At 72.3% G+C, this 20,069-nt stretch carries 19 protein-coding genes; 9 read left to right on the top strand and 10 right to left on the bottom strand.

The annotated features are described in order from the left end of the window. Window positions 1–25 precede the first annotated feature (25 nt). Together ACFY0D_RS24240 and ACFY0D_RS24235 are read left to right on the top strand one after the other, a co-directional pair. Window positions 26–301, top strand: coding sequence for a hypothetical protein (locus ACFY0D_RS24240; RefSeq protein ID WP_390800162.1), 276 nt, complete (start codon window positions 26–28; stop codon window positions 299–301). A 516-nt stretch (window positions 302–817) separates the two neighbouring features. Beyond that, the gene (locus tag ACFY0D_RS24235; RefSeq protein WP_390800161.1) at window positions 818–1,600 is read left to right on the top strand and encodes a CAP domain-containing protein; all 783 of its coding nucleotides are present in this window, start codon (window positions 818–820) and stop codon (window positions 1,598–1,600) included. Window positions 1,601–1,669: 69 nt separating this feature from the next. Here ACFY0D_RS24235 and ACFY0D_RS24230 read toward each other — a convergent pair whose 3' ends face one another. The 5 genes from ACFY0D_RS24230 to ACFY0D_RS24210 all read right to left on the bottom strand — a co-directional run bounded on the left by ACFY0D_RS24230 (window position 1,670) and on the right by ACFY0D_RS24210 (window position 7,605). After that, the gene (locus ACFY0D_RS24230) at window positions 1,670–2,134 is read right to left on the bottom strand and encodes a hypothetical protein (RefSeq protein WP_390800160.1); all 465 of its coding nucleotides are present in this window, start codon (window positions 2,132–2,134) and stop codon (window positions 1,670–1,672) included. 2 nt (window positions 2,135–2,136) lie between these two features. Next, entirely contained in the window at window positions 2,137–2,631 is a 495-nt protein-coding gene (locus ACFY0D_RS24225) for a hypothetical protein (protein ID WP_390800159.1), read from the bottom strand. A 29-nt stretch (window positions 2,632–2,660) separates the two neighbouring features. Further along, entirely contained in the window at window positions 2,661–3,968 is a 1,308-nt protein-coding gene (locus ACFY0D_RS24220) for a hypothetical protein (protein ID WP_390800158.1), read from the bottom strand. A 30-nt stretch (window positions 3,969–3,998) separates the two neighbouring features. Next, window positions 3,999–4,517 (bottom strand): hypothetical protein, encoded by a 519-nt coding sequence (locus tag ACFY0D_RS24215; protein WP_390800157.1) that lies wholly within the window; start codon window positions 4,515–4,517, stop codon window positions 3,999–4,001. A 100-nt stretch (window positions 4,518–4,617) separates the two neighbouring features. After that, the gene (locus ACFY0D_RS24210) at window positions 4,618–7,605 is read right to left on the bottom strand and encodes a bifunctional [glutamine synthetase] adenylyltransferase/[glutamine synthetase]-adenylyl-L-tyrosine phosphorylase (RefSeq protein WP_390800156.1); all 2,988 of its coding nucleotides are present in this window, start codon (window positions 7,603–7,605) and stop codon (window positions 4,618–4,620) included. Between the two features lie 235 nt (window positions 7,606–7,840). Here ACFY0D_RS24210 and ACFY0D_RS24205 point away from each other — a divergent pair, with 235 nt between their 5' ends. Beyond that, window positions 7,841–10,450: a PIG-L family deacetylase gene (locus tag ACFY0D_RS24205; protein WP_390800155.1), complete on the top strand. Its 2,610-nt coding sequence runs from the start codon at window positions 7,841–7,843 to the stop codon at window positions 10,448–10,450. 138 nt (window positions 10,451–10,588) lie between these two features. Next, complete coding sequence (locus tag ACFY0D_RS24200; RefSeq protein ID WP_390800154.1) at window positions 10,589–12,655, top strand: PIG-L family deacetylase; 2,067 nt, start codon at window positions 10,589–10,591, stop codon at window positions 12,653–12,655. 13 nt (window positions 12,656–12,668) lie between these two features. Here ACFY0D_RS24200 and ACFY0D_RS24195 read toward each other — a convergent pair whose 3' ends face one another. Continuing rightward, window positions 12,669–13,172: a hypothetical protein gene (locus ACFY0D_RS24195; protein ID WP_390800153.1), complete on the bottom strand. Its 504-nt coding sequence runs from the start codon at window positions 13,170–13,172 to the stop codon at window positions 12,669–12,671. An 80-nt stretch (window positions 13,173–13,252) separates the two neighbouring features. Then, window positions 13,253–13,399, bottom strand: coding sequence for a hypothetical protein (locus ACFY0D_RS24190; RefSeq protein ID WP_390800152.1), 147 nt, complete (start codon window positions 13,397–13,399; stop codon window positions 13,253–13,255). 80 nt (window positions 13,400–13,479) lie between these two features. On the opposite strand from ACFY0D_RS24190, the gene ACFY0D_RS24185 reads away from it, so the two are divergent. Then, window positions 13,480–14,238, top strand: coding sequence for a DUF6928 family protein (locus ACFY0D_RS24185; RefSeq protein ID WP_390800151.1), 759 nt, complete (start codon window positions 13,480–13,482; stop codon window positions 14,236–14,238). Between the two features lie 243 nt (window positions 14,239–14,481). On the opposite strand, the gene ACFY0D_RS24180 is transcribed toward ACFY0D_RS24185, so the two are convergent. Then, on the bottom strand, window positions 14,482–15,843 hold the full coding sequence (locus ACFY0D_RS24180; RefSeq protein ID WP_189963779.1) for a glutamine synthetase family protein: 1,362 nt from the start codon (window positions 15,841–15,843) through the stop codon (window positions 14,482–14,484). Window positions 15,844–16,015: 172 nt separating this feature from the next. On the opposite strand from ACFY0D_RS24180, the gene ACFY0D_RS24175 reads away from it, so the two are divergent. From ACFY0D_RS24175 to ACFY0D_RS24160, 4 genes are all read left to right on the top strand, one after another. After that, window positions 16,016–16,399, top strand: a complete 384-nt coding sequence (locus ACFY0D_RS24175) for a hypothetical protein (RefSeq protein ID WP_390800150.1) — start codon at window positions 16,016–16,018, stop codon at window positions 16,397–16,399. Between the two features lie 58 nt (window positions 16,400–16,457). Further along, on the top strand, window positions 16,458–17,159 hold the full coding sequence (locus ACFY0D_RS24170; RefSeq protein WP_390800149.1) for a DUF3105 domain-containing protein: 702 nt from the start codon (window positions 16,458–16,460) through the stop codon (window positions 17,157–17,159). Window positions 17,160–17,248: 89 nt separating this feature from the next. Further along, entirely contained in the window at window positions 17,249–17,896 is a 648-nt protein-coding gene (locus ACFY0D_RS24165) for a DUF305 domain-containing protein (RefSeq protein WP_390800255.1), read from the top strand. A 147-nt stretch (window positions 17,897–18,043) separates the two neighbouring features. Further along, window positions 18,044–18,463 (top strand): CBS domain-containing protein, encoded by a 420-nt coding sequence (locus ACFY0D_RS24160; protein ID WP_301371551.1) that lies wholly within the window; start codon window positions 18,044–18,046, stop codon window positions 18,461–18,463. Here ACFY0D_RS24160 and ACFY0D_RS24155 read toward each other — a convergent pair. Both ACFY0D_RS24155 and ACFY0D_RS24150 read right to left on the bottom strand, forming a co-directional pair. Beyond that, a complete protein-coding gene (locus ACFY0D_RS24155) occupies window positions 18,448–19,338 on the bottom strand; it encodes an alpha/beta fold hydrolase (RefSeq protein WP_390800148.1) in 891 nt (296 codons plus the stop codon). The two genes, ACFY0D_RS24160 and ACFY0D_RS24155, sit on opposite strands and share 16 nt — an antisense overlap. Beyond that, window positions 19,335–20,036, bottom strand: coding sequence for a DUF998 domain-containing protein (locus tag ACFY0D_RS24150; RefSeq protein ID WP_390800147.1), 702 nt, complete (start codon window positions 20,034–20,036; stop codon window positions 19,335–19,337). Before ACFY0D_RS24150 ends, ACFY0D_RS24155 begins: the two co-directional genes overlap by 4 nt. Window positions 20,037–20,069 lie beyond the last annotated feature (33 nt).

Raw genomic sequence — 20,069 nt, 5'->3', positions numbered from 1 at the left:
CCTTCCGAGAGCAGGTGTGTGCCCCATGCGCTCGTCAACCCGTATCGCCGGTGTCCTCACCGGCCTGACCCTCACCCTCGGCGGCGCGGCCCTCGTCGCCCCCGCCGCCCACGCGGACATCCCCGCCTGCACGAACATGGCCGCACAGACGGGTGCCGAGGTCACCGACGCCGTCACGGCGTCCTGCCGGCAGGGCGTGAGCGGCGATCTTCAGGGCTGCGTGAGCGGCCTGAGCGCGGCAGGAGTCCCGGGTGGCGCCGCGAACGGCGCCTGCCGGGCGGCGGCCATGGAACCGCGCTAGGGGGTGTCTTGCCGATCCGGCCTGATCGGCAAGACACCCCCTAGGGCCGCGAGACTGCGCGAAGCGCCCGTTTTCCCGCCGTACGTCGGAGAACGGGCGCTTCGCGCTGTCTCGGCCCCGCCGGGCCACCCGGCCGGGAAACAGTGATATGCGTCACGGCGCGCACGTCGGCGGCGGGCTTTCTTGACGGAGCGTTAACCCGCCGACATTTCGATATTTGTCCCTTTTGGAATTGACATTCCCCTCTCCGCCGGAAACGGAATGTGCGGTACCGGTAGACCCGTCCCCGACCGGCCAGGTCACAGCTGTTTCTGAGTACTCATCAGACGGTTGCGGGAGTGACCAAATCGTGATGATGCACGATCACGGTCCCGTTTCAAGCCACGTGCCGACCGCCCCAGGCTCGTGATCAGCGGAAACTTGCCAGGCCATTCAGAGGCTTTTAAGAATGGCGGCCTCTTCGGCGCCCTGCGATTCCGGCGCCGGAAGCTTCGCGATCACTGAATGAGGTCAGGCATGCAGAAGCATCGGAAGAAGTCGTCCTACAAGAAAATAGTCATCGGCGTCGGCGCGCTCGCCCTCGTGGGTGTTCCCACCGCCGCCATGGCCTGCTTCGACGGTCAGGACAACGGCAACGGCAACGGCTGGACGCGGACCGCGAGCCACCAGCAGCAGCGCCCGTGGCAGTGGCAGCCCACGCCCTCGGCCACTCCGAGCACCCTGGCGCCCGTGGACGCCCCGCTCCCGGCCACGTCGCCGAGCAGCAGCCCCGCCGAGGCCTCCCCGAGCAGCCCCACCGAGACCGCCGCACCGCCCGTCGTGGAGACCACGCCGCCCGCGCAGCAGCCGAAGCCGAAGCCGCCGGTCGCCACCAAGAAGCCGCAGGCGCCCGCGCCGTCGAAGCCGGCCGCCCCGCCGGCCTCCGGCGAGATCGCCCAGGTCCTCGCGCTCGTGAACCAGGAGCGCGCCTCGGCCGGATGCCAGGCCGTCTCCCTCAACGCGAAGCTCACGAAGGCCGCGCAGGACCACAGCGCCGACATGGCCTCCCACAGCAACATGTCCCACACCGGCTCCGACGGCTCGGACCCGGGCGCGCGGATCACCCGCGCCGGGTACACCTGGAGCACGTACGGCGAGAACGTCGCCTATGGCTACAGCACTCCCGAGAAGGTCATGGAGGGCTGGATGAACAGCCAGGGCCACCGGGAGAACATCCTGAACTGCTCCTTCAAGGAGATCGGTATCGGCCTGGCCCAGCCCGGCTACTACTGGACGCAGGACTTCGGCACGGCGCGCTGACCCCGCGCCCGCCCGGTGGAGCGGACCGAGGACCCACGAAGGGTCCGCGGTCCGCTCCGCCCGTTCCGGTCACAGCCTGAACAGCACTCCGCGCCAGGTCCAGCCGGCCCTGAGGACCGCGTTCTGCAGGGGGTTCTTCACCAGCCCCGTGTCGAAGCGGAACGTCTCCACCTTGCGGCGGCGGCCGTCGGCGCCCCGCTGGAACTCCCACTGCCGGTAGACCGCCTTGCCCGGCCCCCGGCCGTACTGCTCGCCGGAGTGCTCCAGCGAGGGCTCCCACCGCTCTTCGAGTACGCGCACCTCGTGCTTCGCGGGGACCAGTCGCATGCTGGTCTTGAGGGTCAGGCGCATCTCGCTGACGCGGCACTCCACCACCAGGTCGGCACGTTCTCGCGGGGTGCCCTCACGGACGGCGAACAGCCCGTCCGGGCCCCCGAGCGCGAGCAGCGCCTCCCGGAGCTCCTCGGCGCCCCCCGGCGTGACCCCACGGGCCGGATACCTGGTCCCCGTGCGCTTGTCCCAGAAACCCCCCACCGTCAGCTCTCCGCCCCGTTGTCCGGGCGCACCGAGCGTACGAAGTCCTGGAATTGGTGCAGGACTTCGTCGTGCTGGGCCCTGGTGGCGGTCAGGGCCAGGCGGATCATCGCCCGCTTGTGCGGGTCGCCGGTGTCCACGAGGGACAGGTACACCTGGGACTGGACGAGCTCGTGGCGGGCGCCGTCGGCGACGGCCGAGAAGCTCAGCCGCTGGGTCAGGGCGGGCGCGTCCTCGGAACCGACCTCGCGTCGGTGGACCACCTCCACCGACTCGGCGAACTCACGCAGGTGCTCCACCGACGCGTCGGCGATCTCGGCCAGGGTCACCCCGTCCTTCGGGAACCCGCCGTCGATGGTGATGTTGGCGGTGAACCCGGCGTCCGGCTGCGGATGCACCGCGGCGAAGGCCACTCCCGGGTCGAACCCCTCCGGACGGGCCGGGAGCCAGCCCTCCGGCAGCCGGAACTCGATCGGCACCGGCAGTGTCGTGGGCATCCGGGGCCCTCCTTCCATGGAATCGGACATCAGTCGAGCAACCAGTCCTTGAAGTCGCCTGCGGCGTCGCCGACCGCGTGCGCCGTATCGCCCACCGCGTCGGCCACGTCACCTGCGGTCTTGGCCACCTTCTCAGGATCGACGGTGATCTCCAGGCCTATGGAGCCACCGAGGAGGGGCGAGGCGCCGGCCTTGCCGCCGAGCTTCCACACCCCGGTCTCCTCGTCCTTCTTGTATCCCCACCAGGCCTCGGCGCCGGGACCCGCCCATCCTTCGGCCGTCAGGCCGACGCCGATGCCGCCGGACTCCACGCCTCCGGTGAGGCTGCCCTTCGCCCCGGCGAACGCCTTCGCACCTACGGTCACTTCCTCCTTGGTCGCCTTCGCGCTGACCCCGGCCTCGCCACCGACGAATCCCTCGGCCCGCCCGTAGACGCTCTGGTACTCGCCTCCGGCCCGGCCCTCGGCCAGTGCCCGGATTCCCGCGGACGCCTCGGCCTTGCCGACCAGACCCTTGTCGCTGATGCCGAAGTTCGCGGTGGCCCGGCCTCCGCCGTAGATGTCGGCGACCCCGGAGAGCTGCATCGGCCCGAGGCTCCCCTCTCCCTTCGCGGTGGCGTGGAAGAGGTCGGCGTAGGCCTTGACCGAGGCCTCCTTGCCGTACTGGCCCGGGCCGGTGCTGCTCCAGCCGACATCCCAGGTGTCGGTCTTCGTCCTGATCTTGGTTTCGTCGAGCTTCTTGGCTTTCGCCAGGTCGCCCTCGGCGTAGTTGTTGAAGCCGGTGAGGGTCTCGTCGCGGCCGTTGCCCTGACCCAGGGCATCCCTGTTGCTGTCGTTCACGGCCGCCACGAGGGCGTCCTTGACGTGCTGGTCGGCGTCGGAGGCGGCCTTGACCCGGTCGTCGATGTGCTTCTGCCACTTGCCGACCGCGGTGCGGATGGCCTCCTGGCCGTCGGGGTCGTGGTGGTAGGCGCTGCGCTCGGAAGGCGTCAGCTTGGAGTAGTCGAAGGCGACGCGCCCCTGCTCCGAGACGGTCATGCCGGCGGAGATCGCGTCGTCGCGGGCGCTCTCCAGCTTCTTCTTCAGGTCGACGAGCTGTTCGTGGGCGCCCCGCAACAGGCTCGCCACCGCCTTGGCCTGGTTCTGCGCGGCGGAGTACTCGTAGCGGGTCGCCGTGAACTTCGTCCGCGCCGCTGTGGCGCTGACGCCGACCCAGTTGTCCCCCATGGTGATCTTCTGGACGGTGTCCCCGTAGCGGGTCTCGACCTTCTTCAGCTCGCCCGCCATCGCATCCCACTTGGCGGCGGCCGTCGTCAACAGGCCGAGGTCCGTGGTCATGATTTCGTAGTAGGTCAGCACCGCAGCCCCCTACATCCCGTGCAGTTGCGACTGCGACGCGAACTGACCGCCCAGGCTGATGTCGTTGCCGGCGATGTAGCCCGAGGCACCGCGCAGCGCCATCTTCTCCCCGGCGAGGCGGCCCATCAGGGTCTTCACCTGCTGGTCCCACGTGTCCGCCACCTTCTTCAGGCCGGCGGCCGTCTCCCAGCCCTCTAAGCCCTTCTGGGCGTTGCCGGTGGCGTCGTCCGCGTGCTCCGCGGCCGTCTTGGTGGCGTGCTCCAGCTCGTTCTCGATCACGTCCGCCGCCGCCCTCTTCTCCGCGGGCGTCGAGGCGAAGTCCTTGGAGCCGCCCGGAGCGAACAGCCCCGACGACGGCGGGGTGACCCCCGGAGCGTAGGGGACCACCGGCGATGCGGTGACGCCCGGAGCGTACGGGCCTGGCGACGGCGGGGCGACCGGGGTGACCGGGGTGACCCCCGGAGCGTACGGACCCGCCGGTGGCCCGCTGTTCAACCGCATGTCCACCTGGCCGAGATCATCTGACATGGTCACGCCTCCCCGTAGTTGAGGGTGATCATATGCAAATCGTTAAGACACCGGCCAGAGTTGGCCAGTTGGGCGGCCAAGCCCCCGCTCCGGCCCCCGGTTACGCGCCGTAGAAGAGCTCGTCCACGACCGCCCGGGCACGGCGGGTGATGCGGCGGTAGTCGTCCAGCAGCTCCCCTACCGTGCCCTCGGCGTAGCCGAGGTAGCGGCCCACGGCCGCGAGTTCCCGGGCCTCGGAGGGGAAGGTGTCCCCGGCGCGCCCGCGCACCAGCATCACGGCGTTGCGGACCCGGGTCGCCAGCACCCAGGCCTCGTCCAGGATCTGCGCCTCCTCGGTCGGGATCAGCCCGGCCGCGTGGGCGGCCGCCAGGGCCTCGCGGGTACGGGTGGTACGCAGGCCCGGTTCGACCCAGGCGTGCCGCATCTGGATCAGCTGGACGGTCCACTCGACGTCGCTGAGGCCGCCGCGGCCGAGCTTGGTGTGCAGGGTCGGATCGGCCCCGCGGGGCAGCCGCTCCGACTCCATGCGGGCCTTGAGCCGGCGGATCTCGCGTACGGCGTCCTCGCCGAGCCCCTCCATCGGGTAGCGCAGCGGATCGATCAGCTCGATGAAGCGGGCGCCGATGTCGGCGTCGCCCGCCACCGGTTCGGCGCGCAGCAGGGCCTGGCTCTCCCAGGTCAGGGACCAGCGCCGGTAGTAGGCGGCGTAGGAGGCCAGCGTGCGCACCAGCGGGCCGGAGCGGCCCTCGGGGCGCAGGTCGGCGTCGATGAGCAGCGGCGGGTCGGTGGTGGGCAGCTGGAGCAGCCTGCGCATTTCGGCGACGACGGTCTGGGCGGCCTTGGCGGCCTCCTGTTCGTCGACGCCCTCGCGGGGTTCGTGGACGAACAGGACGTCGGCGTCGGAGCCGTAGCCGAGTTCGTGTCCGCCGAAGCGGCCGACGCCGATGACGGCGAAGCGGGTGGGCAGCGTATCGCCGTAGTGGCTGTGGACGGCGGCGCGCAGGGCCCCGGCGACGGTGGCGGCGGTGAGGTCGGAGACGGCCCCGCCGACCCGGTCGACGAGGGCTCCGTGGTCCTCCTCGGCCGGGTTGTCCTCCGTACCGTACGAGCCGATGATGTCGGCCGCGGTGGTGCGGAAGAGCTCGCGGCGGCGCACGCCGCGGGCGGCGGCGACGGCGGCCTCGGGGTTCTCGGCGCGGCCGACGGCGGCGAGCACCTCCTGCTCCAGGGCCTCGTGCGTACGGGGCTGCAGGCCTTCGGGGTCGCCGAGCAGGGCCACGGCCTCGGGGGCGCGCAACAGCAGGTCGGGGGCGAGGCGTCCGGCGGACAGGACGCGTGCGAGGTTCTCGGCGGCGGCGCCCTCGTCGCGCAGCAGGCGCAGGTACCAGGGGGTCTTGCCGAGGGCGTCGGAGACCTTGCGGAAGTTCAGCAGGCCGGCGTCCGGGTCGGCGGAGTCGGCGAACCAGCCGAGCATCACCGGCAGCAGGGTGCGCTGGATGGCGGCCTTGCGGGTGACGCCGGAGGCGAGGGCTTCGAGGTGGCGCAGGGCCGAGGCCGGGTCGGCGTAGCCGAGGGCTTCGAGTCGCTGGCCTGCGGCGCGCGGGGAGAGCCGGGTCTCGCCGGGGGTGAGCTGGGCGACGGCGTCGAGCAGCGGCCGGTAGAAGAGCTTCTCGTGCAGGCGGCGGACCACGGAGGCGTGCCGGCGCCAGGCCTTGTTGAGCTCGGCGACGGGTTCGGTGCGCAGGCCCATGGAACGGCCGAGGCGCCGCAGGTCGTTCTCGTCCTCGGGGACGAGGTGGGTGCGGCGCAGCCGGTAGAGCTGGATGCGGTGCTCCATGGCGCGCAGGAAGCGGTACGCGTCGTGCAGTTGGGCGGCGTCGGCGCGGCCGACGTAGCCGCCGGCGGCGAGGGCGTGCAGGGCGTCGAGGGTGGTGCCGGAGTGCAGGGTGGCGTCGCTGCGGCCGTGGACGAGCTGGAGCAGCTGGACGGCGAACTCGACGTCGCGCAGGCCGCCGGGGCCGAGTTTCAGCTCGCGGTCGACCTGGGCGGCGGGGATGTTGTCGACGACGCGGCGGCGCATCTTCTGGACGTCGGCGACGAAGTTCTCGCGTTCGGCGGCCTGCCAGACCAGCGGGCTTATGGCGGCGATGTACTCGGCGCCCAGGGCCTCGTCGCCGGCGACGGCGCGGGCCTTGAGGAGGGCCTGGAACTCCCAGGTCTTGGCCCAGCGCTGGTAGTAGGCCAGGTGGGAGGCGAGGGTGCGGACGAGGGGGCCGTTGCGGCCTTCGGGGCGGAGGTTGGCGTCGACGGGCCAGATGGTGCCCTCGACGGTGGTCTCCGAGCAGATCCGCATGAGGTGGGAGGCGAGGCGGGTGGCGGCCTGGAGGGCCTTGCCCTCGTCGGCGCCGGGGACCGAGTCGCCGACGAAGATGACGTCGACGTCGGACACGTAGTTCAGCTCGTTGCCGCCGCACTTGCCCATCGCGATGACGGCGAGGCGGCACAGGGCGGCGTCCTCAGGGGCGGCGGCGGAGGCGATCCGCAGGGCCGCGCGGAGGGTGGCGGTGGCGAGGTCGGCGAGCTCGGCGGCGGTCTGGGCGACGTCGATGGTGCCGCAGACGTCGCGGGCGGCGATGGAGAGCAGGCAGCGGCGGTAGGCGACGCGCAGGCCGACGGGGTCGTGCGCGTCGGCGAGGCCGAGCTCGAACTCGGGGAGTCCGGGGTGCAGGTCGGCGGCCTCGTAGGTGATGAGGCCGAGCCAGTCGCGGGGGTGGCGGGCGAGGTGGTCGCCGAGGGCCTCGGAGGCGCCGAGCACGCCGAGCAGCCGGTCGCGCAGCGGCTTGGCGCTGACGAGGGTGTCGAGGAGCCCGGGCAGCTCGCCGTCCGGCTGGGCCTCGGCGAGCCGGACGAGGCCGAGGAGGGCGAGGTCGGGGTCGGCGGTCGCGCCGAGGGCGTCGAGCAGCACGGGATCGGCGCGTACGGCCGCGAGCGCGTCGGCGTCGAGCAGCCGGGCGGCGGTGGAGGGGTCGGTGAAGCCGCTGCGGAGCAGCCGGATGAAGGTGCTGCTCCTGCGTCCCGGGACCGTCATCCCGCCGCCTCCCGCGGTTGTCGCTGCCACTGCCTGCGCTGCCCTGGCGGGCCCTGCTCCTGAGCCTAAGGGCTGTGACCGGTCGGCGGAGTCCCGCCCGGGCCGCGGCGTAGGTTTGGGCGTGTCCGGATCAAATGTTCGACCTGAGGCGCATACGATGCCAAGGATTCTCTGATCATCGGATTATTCATCGCGTCATCGGGGTAGACCCCGCCGTCCTGCCGGAAGGAGCCTCATGTCCGACTCCTGGCAGGGCCCCGGAGCCTGGGACCCGCAGGGTGCGCCGACCGGATCCGCGCGGGGGCAGCGGGCTTGGCCGTCCGAGCAGGGGTACGAGGGACAGCAGGAGTACAAGGGACAGCGGCAGTACGAGGGACGCCAGGGGTACGAGGGACACCAGGGGTACGAGGGGTACGAGGGGTACCAGGAGCACCAGCGGTATCCGGCACAACAGCCGTACCAGGGGCACCCGCAACAGCAGCAGCACCCGTACGCGCACCCGCCCCGCCATGTCCAGCAGATCCATCAGGCCCCGCCGCAGGCGGACTTGGCCGACGCGGCCGAACCGCCGGCCGAGGCCCCCGGGTTCGCCGAAGCCCCCGGGGCTGAGGCCCCCGAAGCCCCCGAGGCCGAAGCCACCGCCCCCGAAGCCACAGCCACCGACAGCCGCCGCCGGGCGCGCCGCCTCGCCCGCGGCAAGGGCGGGGCCCGGAGCGGGTCCCGAGACGGTGGCCGGGTCGGGTCCCGCCCCCGTCGCCGCCGCCGGGCCGGCCTCGTCAAGGTCGTCGCCTTCTGCGTGGTCACCGCCGCCGGGAGCCTTCTCCTGTTCCGGGGCAACGAACTCCTCGACCGGCTCGGCTCCCCCACCGTCCCCGACAAGGCGGCCGGCACCCCCACCCCCGCCCCCGAGCCGCCCGACCCCGGCCGGGTGCTCCAGGTCATCGCGCATCCTGACGACGACCTGTACTTCATGAACCCGGACCTGCGGTACTCCATATCCGCCGGCCACCCCGTCACCTCGGTCTACCTGACCTCCGGCGAGGCCGACGGCATCAACGCCGGCGCCGCCAAGGCGGCCACCACCAAGCCCGACAAGGCCGCCTATGCCGAGGCCCGCCAGAACGGCATCCGCGCCGCCTACGCCAAGATGGCCACCGGCGACCGCGGCAGCCCCTGGACCCGCACCGTCGTCCCGACCAAGGGCGGCGGCCACGCCGAGGTCGACGTCCTCGTCGCCAAGCCCCAGGTCAACCTCGTCTGGCTGCAGCTCCGCGAGGCCGGTTCCGTCTACGACAACGTCCCGGACAGCCTGCACGGGCTGTGGGACGGCAAGGTGCCCCGCCTGGACTCCATGCTCGCGTCCGGCACCCCGGTCACGGAGAAGTTCTCGTACTCCAAGGACCAGGTCGTCCAGACCCTCGTGGGCATCCTGGAGCAGTACCGGCCGACCACCGTCCGCTCCCAGGACCCGACCCCCGGCCGGCATCCCGACACCAAGCGCTACACCGACCACCAGGACCACTTCTACGGCGCCCGGTTCGTGCAGCTGGCCACCGCCGCCTACGCCAAGGACGTCACGGACCGCCCGCACTTCGCGGTGCAGAACTACTCCGGCTACATAAACGGCTCGCTCCCCAGCACCCTGGACCCGGACGAGGCCAAGGAGAAGCTGGACATCCTGGGCACCTACGCCTGGCTCGACCGGCAGAACCACTGCAACAGCCCCGCCGGCTGCGGCGACCTCAAGGTCTCCGACCAGCCGGGCGGCAACCGGTGGTCGGACTCCATCAACTACACCCGCGGCACCAGCACCAGCTGGCTGACCTCCGACCCCGAGCACGGCCTGTGGGCCTTCAAGGTGCTCGACGGCCAGGTGGCGCTCTGGCACCGGCCCGGTCTCGTCGGCCGCTGGAAGGGCCCGGACCTGCTCCCCGGCACCGGCATGGACCCGGGCGTGAGCACCGTGACCCTGGCGGACGGCCGGATAGCCGCCTTCGGCACCCGCACCTCCTTCGGCGCGAAGCCCACCGACTACAAGCGCGAGGTCGTCTACGTCGTCCAGAAGCAGCCGGGGGCCGAGGAGTTCACGGAGTGGCAGTCGCTCGGCACCCCCGAGACCGCGGACGAGACCTGGACCTCCGACATCAGCGCGCCGGCCGTATCGGTCGACGGCACCGGGCAGTTGGCGGCGTACGTCCGCGACGGCGCGTACAGCCTGCGCGGCCGGGTGCAGCGGGCGGACGGCAGCTGGGGGCCCTGGGAGAAGTACGGCGGCATCGATCTGCACGGCTCCCCGGCCACCGCGACCGACGGCGCCGGGCGCCGCATGGTGTTCTCCGCCACCTCCAAGTCGGTGGTGGGCTGGGTGCAGCCGAAGCCGGGCGCCCCGCTGGGCCAGGTCACGGCCACCGGGCTGCCGGACACCACGCTCCCGCTGACCGCGGACGGCCGCGAGGGCGGGGTACGGCTGTGGTTCCGCAAGCCCGGCTCCGGCAATGTCCGTACCGCTCTGATCACGGGTGAGGGCGGGCTGAAGGTGAGCCAGATGACCGACCTCGGCGGCCTCCAGGGCTTCGGCTCGGTGACGGCGAGCGGGCACGTGCTGGCGGGCCGCACGGCAGGCGGCCAACTGGGCTCGGAAGCCGGGCCGGGGCAGCCGTGGGAACGGTCCCCGCTGATGTTCGTCGGCGCGCCCTCCTCCACGATGACCGGCAAGAGCCTGGTCAGCCTGGCGGTGGTGGGGCTCGACGCGCGGCTGTACGTGACCTCCTCGGCCGACGCGCCGAACGCGCACCTCGCGCCGTGGCAGCCGGTGGGCCCGCGCAACGCGCCCGCATCGCCGTAGGCGGACGAACAACGTCCGTATTTTGTTCCGGAAAAGCACCGGTCATCCGCGAATTCGGTGAACCGAGTCGGCCGTTTCGCCCTCTCTCTGACTGTTCGACGCTTTCTCCGCCCAGAACACGACCCGAGGCGTGACCCGATGCCCGTGACCCGTCGCCGCTTCGCGGCCCTGCTCACCGTGCTGACAGCCGGCGCCACCGGTGTGCTGTCCGTGGCCACCGGCCAGCAGACCAGCGCCGAAGCCACCCAGGAGAAGAATCCGGCCACGGCCCGGCCCGCGAGCGTCACCGCCGGTTCGGTCGTCCAGATCGTCGCCCACCCCGACGACGACCTGTTCTTCATGAACCCGGACCTGAGCCGATCCCTGCTGTCCGGCACCCAGGTCACCACCGCCTACCTCACCTCCGGCGAGTCCGACGGCCGCAACGAGGCCCGCGGCGGCGCCGCCACCGACCCCCAACAGCCCGCCGACCGCGCCCACTACGCGGAGGCCCGGCAGAACGGCATCCGCTCCGCGTACGCGCAGATGGCCACCGGGGACCGCACCAGCGCGTGGAAGCGTACGGTCATACCCACCGCCGGGGGCGGGCGCGCCGAGCTCGACGTCCTCATAGCGAAGCCGCAGGTCAACCTGGTGTGGCTGATGCTGCGGGAGGCCCGCAGCACCGGCGGGGACACCCCCGAGAGCCTGCGCGGCCTGTGGAACGGCCGGATAGCCGCGCTGGACGCCCAGCTCACCTCCGGCACCCCGGTCAAGCAGCCGTTCACGTACACGAAGGACCAGCTCGTCCAGGCGATAGCCGGGGTCCTGGACCTCTACCGGCCGACGACGATACGGATGCAGGACCCGACGCCGAACCGCTACGGCGAGGACGGGGCAGGCCGGTACACCGACCACCAGGACCACATGTACGGCGCCCGTTTCGTGCAGGCCGCCACCGCCGCCTACGCCGCCCAGGTCAGCAGGCGCCCGCACTTCACGGTCCAGAGCTACCTCGGCTACCACAACAGCACCCTCCCGCACGCGCTGGACCCGCAGACCGCCGAGACCAAGACCGGCTTCCTGAGGACCTACGCCTGGCAGGACCACCAGGACTACTGCGGCAGCCCGTCCGGCTGCGGCGACCGCAAGGTCGCGGGCAACCCGACCGGGCGCAACTGGGCCCAGTCGCTGCGCTACACGCGCGCCGACAACACCTCCTGGCTGACGGAGGGAACGCCCGGCCGCCTGTGGGCCTTCGCCACGCTGGACGGCCAGACCGCGTACTGGACCCGCACCCCCGGCGGCGACTGGGCGGGCCCGGTCTTCCTCCCGGGCACGGGCATCGACCCGGGCGCCACCGCCGCCCGCCTCCCCGGCGGCCGCGTCGCCGTCCTCGCCACCCGCACCACCCTCGGCTCCGCGCCGGCGGAGTACCGGCGCGAGGTCGTGTACGCCGTCCAGCCCGTGCCTGATGGCCCGTTCGGCCCATGGCAGTCCCTCGGCACCCCGGAACGCACCGACGACGAGGGCACCTCGGCGATCAGCGCACCCGCGGTGTCCGTGGACGCGCGGGGCCTCCTGACCGTCTACCTCCGCGACGCGCGCCGCACCCTGCGCGCGAGCACCCAGCAGCCGGACGGCGGTTTCTCCCCGTGGGAGCGGCTCGGCGGCGAGGACCTGCAGAGCGACCCGGTGACGGCGATCGACGCGGCCGGGCGGCGCCACGTGTACGCGACCACCACGACGTCCGTCCTGGCCTGGACCCAGCGCACCCCGGACACCCCGCTGCTCGGCCCCGCACCGACGGGCCTGCCCGCCACCACGGTCCCCCTGTCGGCCTGCCCGGACGGCGCGGGCGTCCGCCTCTACTTCCGCCGCCCGGACTCGGGGGTCGTCCGCACCGCCCTGGTGACGGCGGGCCCCTCGGTCCGGCCTCACGTCTCCAGCGTCACGGAGGCGGGCGGCCGGGCGGGCTACGGCGCGGTCGGCGCCGCGGGCCGCCTGATGGTGGGCCGCGCGGACAGCGGCACCATCAGCACCACGGGCCTCGGCGGCCCCCCGGCGTGGGCCGAATCCCTCATGCTCTTCGCGGGCGCCCCGTCGGCCGTCCTCGAACCCTCGGGCACCACCACGACGGCGGTCCTGGGCCTGGACGCCGAACTCCACACCACGACGACCCCCACCACTCCCAACGGCCCCACCTGGCACCGCGCGGTCCACTGAGGCCGGCGGGGACCTAGGGCCTGCCGCGGGTCGCCTCGGCGCGGCGGAACGCTTCTTCGCAGGTGCGGCCGGAGCGGGTGGCCACCAGCGAGAGGGTGTCGACGAGGCCGCCGTTGGTGAATTGCAGCCGCCAGGAGCCGCTCTTCAGGGCCACCGCCGGAGCGGGCCCGCCCTGGCGGGCCGTGACCTGCCAGCCGCGTTCCTCCAGAGCGGTTTCGAGGGCCGCCAGCCGGCCGCCGTCGGCGGGGCCGTCGCCGGTCCAGTCCGCGATGCAGTCGGCGAGCTCCCCCTCCTCCGCGGGGTGCGCGGCGCCCGGGGTGAGCCCGGCGGCCGTCGCGGCGGCGGCGAGCTCCGCCGCGACCGTGCCAGGCGACGGATCTCCCCCGGTGCGGGCCGGCGCCTCCGCCCCGGCGGGCTCCCGAACCCAGCCGTCGAGGCCGTCCTCCTCGGCCGAAGCCAGCACGGCCCCACCGACGCCGAGCACCCCCGCGAGCGCCGCAACCCCCACAACGGCCACCCACACGCCGCCCCTGCTCCCGCTCACACTCTTCCCCCACACCCGTATGCCCCGCCGCCCACCCGGGCGCCAGCCACATGCTAGGCGGCCCCGCCCCGGGTGACGTACACGCTGAGCTGGGGCCACAGCACCGGGAGGTTCTTGCGGAGTTCGAAGGCGGTGACCTTCAGCACACGCCTCCGGCCTGCTCCCCGCTCCGCCTGCCCGCTCGGGTACGGGATGGGCACGACCACACGCTGATCCGCTGCTGTCAGAGCCGGGGGATACGGTGCATCCACGATTGGGCGTTGCGCCTGGGGGAGGGACATTGGGAGCCAAAACCGGTCTGCTCGTGTATGCCGATGGAGATGCGCCAACCCTGCTGCTACGGGTGGGTGCGGCGGACTTGGAGCAGACGTCCCGCATGGTGCGGCGCCTGTATGCGGGCTGTGAGATCGAAGGAGCTCGCGGTTCGGTCCTGGGGGAGGGCGTCTATCCCCCCGATGGAACGACGTATGCGGCGAGCTGGCCGGGCGTAGAGGTCATCTGTGATCAGCGCGTGATGATCGATTTGCCGTCGCAGCTTCCCGAGCACCTTGTGGCAGCGAGTGCCGGCCGACGACTGGTCCTGCATGCCATGCACAGCGTGGTCGACTGGCTGGCGTTCGCCGTCTGGGAGGACGGACGCCTCATCCGCTCTCTGAGCTTGTCCCCGGACGCAGGGATCATCGAGAACATCGGGGAACCGCTCTCCTTCGAGCTTCCTTACTGGGCTGGGGACCGACCGGCGGACATCATTCCTTGGCCTGGTGAGGAAGAGGTGCCGTACGCCTTGCCCTTCCACCCCCTGGAACTCGGAGAAGACGCACTACGTTCGCTCTGCGGCTTCGTGCAGGAGGGCCTTCCCGAGCCCGCTGACGTGGACGCCGACAGGGTCGAACTGCACGGCTTTCGCATATCGGACCCACATGCTCCCGACCCCGCCGAGAAGGAGGCGGCTCTGCGGAAGGCCGTGGAAAGGATGGGCACGCCACGGATCTACACGATGGGCCCTGACTGCTCACTGGTAGAGCGCGACAGTCTCTGACTTCGCGGGGCTTCCTGGCCCATAGCCATAGCTGGCGGGCCATTGACCGCCGCGGCACCTGATCCCTTCGGTCCCCGACTCACGCCGGGGCTCTGGAGGTGTCAGCCGGCGTAGCCGTGGTGGCCACGGGGGCCGTAGCCCTGAGGGCGAGATCTTCGGGACCGTCCGAGACAACTCCGGGCCAGTGGTCAGTGACCACCGGCCCGGAGTGTCGTTCGTGGCCCGCAGGGCCCTGAACTGGGGTTACAGCACCGGGAGGTTCTTGCGGAGTTCGAAGGCCGTGACCTCCGAGCGGTACTCCTCCCACTCCTGCTTCTTGTTGCGGAGGAAGAAGTCGAAGACGTGCTCGCCGAGGGTCTCGGCGACCAGTTCGCTGCGTTCCATCAGGGCGATGGCCTCGCCGAGGTTCTGCGGGAGGGGTTCGATGCCCATCGCGCGGCGTTCGGCGTCGGAGAGGGCCCAGACGTCGTCGTCGGCGCCCGCCGGGAGTTCGTAGCCCTCCTCGATGCCCTTGAGGCCGGCCGCGAGGAGGACGGCGTAGGTGAGGTACGGGTTGGCGCCCGAGTCGATCGAGCGGACCTCGACGCGCGAGGAGCCCGTCTTGCCCGGCTTGTACATCGGGACGCGGATCAGGGCCGAGCGGTTGTTGTGGCCCCAGCAGATGTACGAGGGGGCCTCGCCGCCCGCGCCGGCGCTGCGGGAGGAGCCGCCCCAGATGCGCTTGTAGGAGTTGACCCACTGGTTGGTGACCGCGGCCGTCTCCGCCGCGTGCTTCAGCAGGCCCGCGATGAAGGAGCGGCCGACCTTGGAGAGCTGGTACTCGGCGCCCGACTCGTAGAAGGCGTTGCGGTCGCCCTCGAAGAGGGACAGGTGGGTGTGCATGCCCGAGCCCGGGTACTCCGAGAAGGGCTTCGGCATGAAGGTGGCCTGGACACCCTGTTCGAGCGCCACCTGCTTCATGACCAGGCGGAAGGTCATGATGTTGTCGGCCGTGGAGAGCGCGTCGGCGTAGCGGAGGTCGATCTCCTGCTGGCCGGGGGCGCCCTCGTGGTGGCTGAACTCCACCGAGATGCCCATCGATTCGAGCATGGTGATCGCCTGGCGGCGGAAGTCCATGCCCACGTTCTGCGGGGTGTGGTCGAAGTATCCGGAGTTGTCGGCCGGGACCGGGCGGGTGCCGTCCAGCGGCTTGTCCTTCAGCAGGAAGAACTCGATCTCCGGGTGGGTGTAGAAGGTGAAGCCCAGGTCGGAGGTCTTGGCCAGGATGCGCTTGAGGACGTAGCGCGGGTCCGCGAAGGACGGCGAGCCGTCCGGCATCAGGATGTCGCAGAACATCCGGGCGGTCCCGGGGGCCTCCGCGCGCCACGGCAGTATCTGGAACGTGCTCGGGTCCGGCTTGGCGATCATGTCGGACTCGTAGACCCGCGCGAAGCCCTCGATCGCGGAGCCGTCGAAACCGATGCCCTCGTCGAAGGCCTGCTCCAGCTCCGCCGGCGCGACCGCGACGGACTTCAGGAAGCCCAGTACGTCGGTGAACCACAGGCGCACGAAGCGGATGTCGCGCTCCTCAAGCGTCCGGAGGACGAATTCCTGCTGCTTGTCCATGCCTTCATCCTCGCAGTTCAGACGGCCTGTGCACCACCGCCTCGACAGTCGGGGCACAGTCGGGCGCGCCCAGTATCGCCAGTCGTGGTTTCCGCCACATTACGCACCCGGGAAAGCTCGCGGCACCCCCGCACTGACCTGGGAGCCGTCATGAGCATTACCATCTGCGCCCATGGGGGGCCGGCAGCACACGCAGCCGGGGCGTCGCGGACGTCCCGGGCTTCGGCGTGCCGCCCTGCTGATCGTCTTCGGGGTGCTGGCCGGCGCGCTGCTGCTGTGTGCGCGCTCGGGCGAGTCGCACGTCCCGTCACCGGGTGTGCAGGTACGGGCGGGGGCGCCGGCGCACGCCGTCTGCGTGTCTCCGTACGACCTGCCCGGCTGCTCACCGCTCACGCGCGTCACTCCGGGTGTGCTGCCCGTGCCGCCGCCCGCCGTGACCGGCCCCATGGGTGCGCCGGCGCCCGCCGCGACCGCCTCCGGGGCGTCGCGGATCCGGCTGTACGGGGCTCCGCCGCGCGCCCCCGACCTGTATGCCCTCCAGGTGCTGCGGACCTGAGCGGTCCGGTTCGGTTTCGTGTTCATCCACCCCCCTCAGCAGAAGGAAACCAGGGCACATGGCCAGCAAGTCCGGCAGGACCAACCAGCACACCGACCCGAACTCCCGTCAGGCGCGCATAGCCGAGATGCGCCGCGCCGAGCAGATCCGGGAGCGGCGCAACAAGGCCATCGCGATCACGGCCGCGTCGGCCGTCGTCGTCGGCCTCGTCGGCTTCGGCGCCTGGGTGCTGATCGACCAGAAGCAGGCCGAGCAGCGCAAGGAGGCGGCCGCGGCGAAGCTCCGCAAGGAGGCCGAGGAGATCCGCAAGCAGCCGGTCGAGGGCGAGCAGCTCTGGGACGTGAAGAAGCTGGGCCGCAACCACGTCGAGACCCCGGTGACGTACGAGATGAACCCGCCGGTCGGTGGTGACCACCACCCCCGCTGGATGAACTGCAACGGTGACGTCTACAAGAACCCGGTGCCGGAGGTGAACGCCGTGCACTCGCTGGAGCACGGCGCGGTCTGGGTGACGTACAACGAGAAGGCCCCCAAGGCCGACGTGGACAAGCTGGCAGCGACCGTCGGCAAGACCCCGTACACGCTGATGAGCCCGATCAAGGAGCAGACCGGCTCGATCATGCTCAGCGCGTGGGGCAAGCAGCTGACCGTGGACAGCGCGGACGACCCGCGGGTGTCGCAGTTCTTCACGAAGTACGTGCAGGGCGAGCAGACCCCGGAGCCGGGCGCGGCGTGCACGAGCGGGCTGGCCGGCAAGTGAGCCGCCCGGTCCGCCCCGTCCGCCCGGTCCGCCCCGTACGCCCCGTCCCCCGTACGTACTGGGTCGCCGGCACGGCCGTCCTGCTGGCCCTGCTGTTCGCGGCGGCGGCCACGGTGGCCGCCGCGAACGGCGGCGGTTCCGCCGGCTCCGGTCCGTCGGCCCATACGGCGGAGCCCCGCACTCCGGGGCTCCGGTCGCCGGACGCGGGCTTCGCCCGGGACATGGCGGTGCACCACCAGCAGGCGGTGGAGATGTCCTTCGTCGTCCGCGACCGCACCCAGGACGAAGCGGTACGCACCCTCGCCTACGACATCGCCAACACCCAGGCCAACCAGCGGGGCATGCTGCTCGGCTGGCTGGACCTGTGGGGGCTGCCGAAGGTGGTGGCCGGCGAGCCGCCGATGTCCTGGATGGGGTCCTCGGGCGGCCACGGCGGGCACGCGGGGCACGGCGCCGACGCGGGCGCCGCCAAGCCCGGCGCGCTGATGCCGGGCATGGCCACCAAGGAGGAGCTGGACCAGCTGGGCGCCGCCTCGGGGCGGGACGCGGAGGTGCTCTTCCTCCAGCTGATGACCGACCACCACAAGGGCGGCGTCGCGATGGCCGAGGGCTGTGCGCAGCAGTGCGAGACCCCGGTCGAGCGGGCGCTGGCGCAGGGCATGGTCGACGCGCAGCGCTCGGAGCTCACCTTGATGGCGGACATGCTGCGGCAGCGCGGAGCCGCGCCGCGCGGGTGACGGGACACGCCCGTACCGTGGTGAGAGGCGCCCTCTCACCCGTACGGGCGTGTGCTCCGCCGTGTAGGACCCGTACCGGCCCGGTGGGGACGCCGCGCCGGACGCGCCCGCGCCCGGTGTCGAACGGCGTGCTCAGGAGGTTCGACGATGACCACCGCCGCAGACATCATGCACCCCGGGGCCCAGTGGATTCCCGCCACCGAGACCCTCGACCGGGCCGCCCAGCTGATGGCCCGGCTCAATGTGGGTGCCCTGCCCATCAGCGACGCCGAGGAGCGGCTGTGCGGCATCATCACCGACCGCGACATCGTCGTGAACTGTGTGGCCAAGGGCCACGACCCGGCGAAGGTCACCTGCGGTGACATGGCCCAGGGCACCCCGCGCTGGATCGACGCCGGCGCGGACGTCGGCGACGTGCTGGAGGAGATGCAGAGCCACCAGATCCGCCGGCTGCCCGTGATCCGGAACAAGAAGCTGGTGGGCATGATCAGCGAGGCCGACCTCGCCCAGCACCTCACCGACGACCAGATGGCCACCTTCGTGGAGAAGGTCTACGCGCGGGCCTGACCCTGCCCGGCCGTTGCCAGGACCGCCCGGGCCACCTGGCCCGGGCGGTCCAGCATGACCAGGTGGCCGGAGGGTTCGGCGACCTCGAAGCGGGCGCCGAGCAGGTCGGCGAGGTCCGCCTGCCGGGCCAGCCAGCGCAGGGCCGGGCGCCCGGCCGAGCCGTCGTGGCCGGCGAGGACGGTGGTGGGGGCGGCCAGCGGGTGCGTCCCGCGCAGGGCCTGCAGCTCGGCGGCCATGTCCAGGTAGCGGGAGTTCTCCAGCAGGGCGCCGCGCCAGACCCGGCCGGTGCGGTAACAGCGGCGTACGAGGTCCGGTGCGGCCGGGTCGGAGCCGCCGGTGCGGGAGGCCCGTACGGTGGCGCGCCGGACCAGCGGTCCCAGCGCGGCCGGCAGTCCGGCGGCGCTCACGGCCCGGCCGAGGGCACGGGCGGCCCCGGTGCGCAGTGCGGCGGGCAGGGTCGTGTGCGGGACCTCCTCGACGCTGCCGTCGACCAGGACGAGCGCGGCGGTGCGCTGCGGGTACAGGCGGGCGAAGGCCTCGGCGTGGAAGGCGGCGATGGAGTGCCCGACGACGGTGACGGGACCGGCGGCCGGGGCGCCGAGCCCCAGCGCGTCGAGCAGCCCGGCGATGCGGTGGGCCTCCCCGGCGGTGGTGGGCGGATCGGTGGCGGGGCCGCTGAGGCCGTGTCCGGGGCGGTCGAAGCGGACGACGGTGCGGCCCGCGGCGACGAGCGGTGCGACGACCGGGTCCCAGTCGAACCAGGCCATGGCGAGCCCGGCACTGAGGACGCACACGGGGCCCCGGCCTTCGACGAGGACGTGCAGCGGCACCCCGTCGACAGCGGCGGCGGTGACGAACCGGCCGGTGACGCTCACGTACGGCCTTCCTTGTGGACGGAGTAGGCGAGCAGGCCCAGCCAGAGCGCGACGAGGAGCACCTGGAGCCGCTGGCCGGCGCCGAGGGCCCAGGTCCCGCGCCCGGCCGTGAACAGGGCGATCGCGGAGAGGGTCCAGACGGTGGCGAGCAGTTCGAGGGCGACGAGGGCGGGGCCGTAGCGGGCGAGCGGGGCGAACCAGCCGTAGCGGCGGGCGGCGACCGTGAGGGCCACCAGGGCGACGAGGGCCCCGGTCATGGCGAGGCTGCTGCTGACGGCGTGGGCCTGGTGGGTCGCGGGGACCAGTCCGGCGGTCTCCCGGGCGGCGCATTCGGGGTCCACGGTGGGCCGGCAGCTCAGCGGCAGCCAGGCGTCGGCGGCGGTCGCCGCGCCGAAGAGGGCGACCCCGGACCAGCCGATGACCGCCCAGGCCCGGCGGGACTCGGCGTACTTCAGCAGCCGGACGAGGGCCAGGAGCCCTCCGGAGAAGGCGAGCAGCCCGGCGGTGAAGTCGGTGGCCCGGAAGAGGCCGCCGAGCGGCTGGTCCTGGGCGGCGAGTTCGCTGACGTACGTCTCGATCGGATTGAGGCCCGTGGAGAGGACCACTTCGAGCACCCACGCGGTGTAGGCGGCCGCGGCGAGACCGATCAGGGTGGCGACCGGCCAGGCGGTCCGCGGCGAGAGTCCATGTGGGGACATAGTGTGACTAATCCTAAGCAGACGCGGGGTCGG

The organism is Streptomyces sp. NPDC001502 (genome assembly GCF_042894785.1).
Lineage (GTDB): Bacteria > Actinomycetota > Actinomycetes > Streptomycetales > Streptomycetaceae > Streptomyces > Streptomyces kutzneri.
This window is presented reverse-complemented; position numbering and strand designations above follow the sequence as displayed.

What these genes read in the sequence shown, in the direction of transcription:
- ACFY0D_RS24240 (WP_390800162.1), top strand. Translation starts at nt 26, where the DNA reads ATGCGCTCGTCAACCCGTATCGCCGGTGTCCTCACCGGCCTGACCCTC.
- ACFY0D_RS24235 (WP_390800161.1), top strand. Translation starts at nt 818, where the DNA reads ATGCAGAAGCATCGGAAGAAGTCGTCCTACAAGAAAATAGTCATCGGC.
- ACFY0D_RS24225 (WP_390800159.1), bottom strand. Translation starts at nt 2,631, where the DNA reads ATGCCCACGACACTGCCGGTGCCGATCGAGTTCCGGCTGCCGGAGGGC.
- ACFY0D_RS24220 (WP_390800158.1), bottom strand. Translation starts at nt 3,968, where the DNA reads ATGACCACGGACCTCGGCCTGTTGACGACGGCCGCCGCCAAGTGGGAT.
- ACFY0D_RS24215 (WP_390800157.1), bottom strand. Translation starts at nt 4,517, where the DNA reads ATGTCAGATGATCTCGGCCAGGTGGACATGCGGTTGAACAGCGGGCCA.
- ACFY0D_RS24210 (WP_390800156.1), bottom strand. Translation starts at nt 7,605, where the DNA reads ATGACGGTCCCGGGACGCAGGAGCAGCACCTTCATCCGGCTGCTCCGC.
- ACFY0D_RS24205 (WP_390800155.1), top strand. Translation starts at nt 7,841, where the DNA reads ATGTCCGACTCCTGGCAGGGCCCCGGAGCCTGGGACCCGCAGGGTGCG.
- ACFY0D_RS24200 (WP_390800154.1), top strand. Translation starts at nt 10,589, where the DNA reads ATGCCCGTGACCCGTCGCCGCTTCGCGGCCCTGCTCACCGTGCTGACA.
- ACFY0D_RS24180 (WP_189963779.1), bottom strand. Translation starts at nt 15,843, where the DNA reads ATGGACAAGCAGCAGGAATTCGTCCTCCGGACGCTTGAGGAGCGCGAC.
- ACFY0D_RS24175 (WP_390800150.1), top strand. Translation starts at nt 16,016, where the DNA reads ATGGGGGGCCGGCAGCACACGCAGCCGGGGCGTCGCGGACGTCCCGGG.
- ACFY0D_RS24170 (WP_390800149.1), top strand. Translation starts at nt 16,458, where the DNA reads ATGGCCAGCAAGTCCGGCAGGACCAACCAGCACACCGACCCGAACTCC.
- ACFY0D_RS24160 (WP_301371551.1), top strand. Translation starts at nt 18,044, where the DNA reads ATGACCACCGCCGCAGACATCATGCACCCCGGGGCCCAGTGGATTCCC.
- ACFY0D_RS24150 (WP_390800147.1), bottom strand. Translation starts at nt 20,036, where the DNA reads ATGTCCCCACATGGACTCTCGCCGCGGACCGCCTGGCCGGTCGCCACC.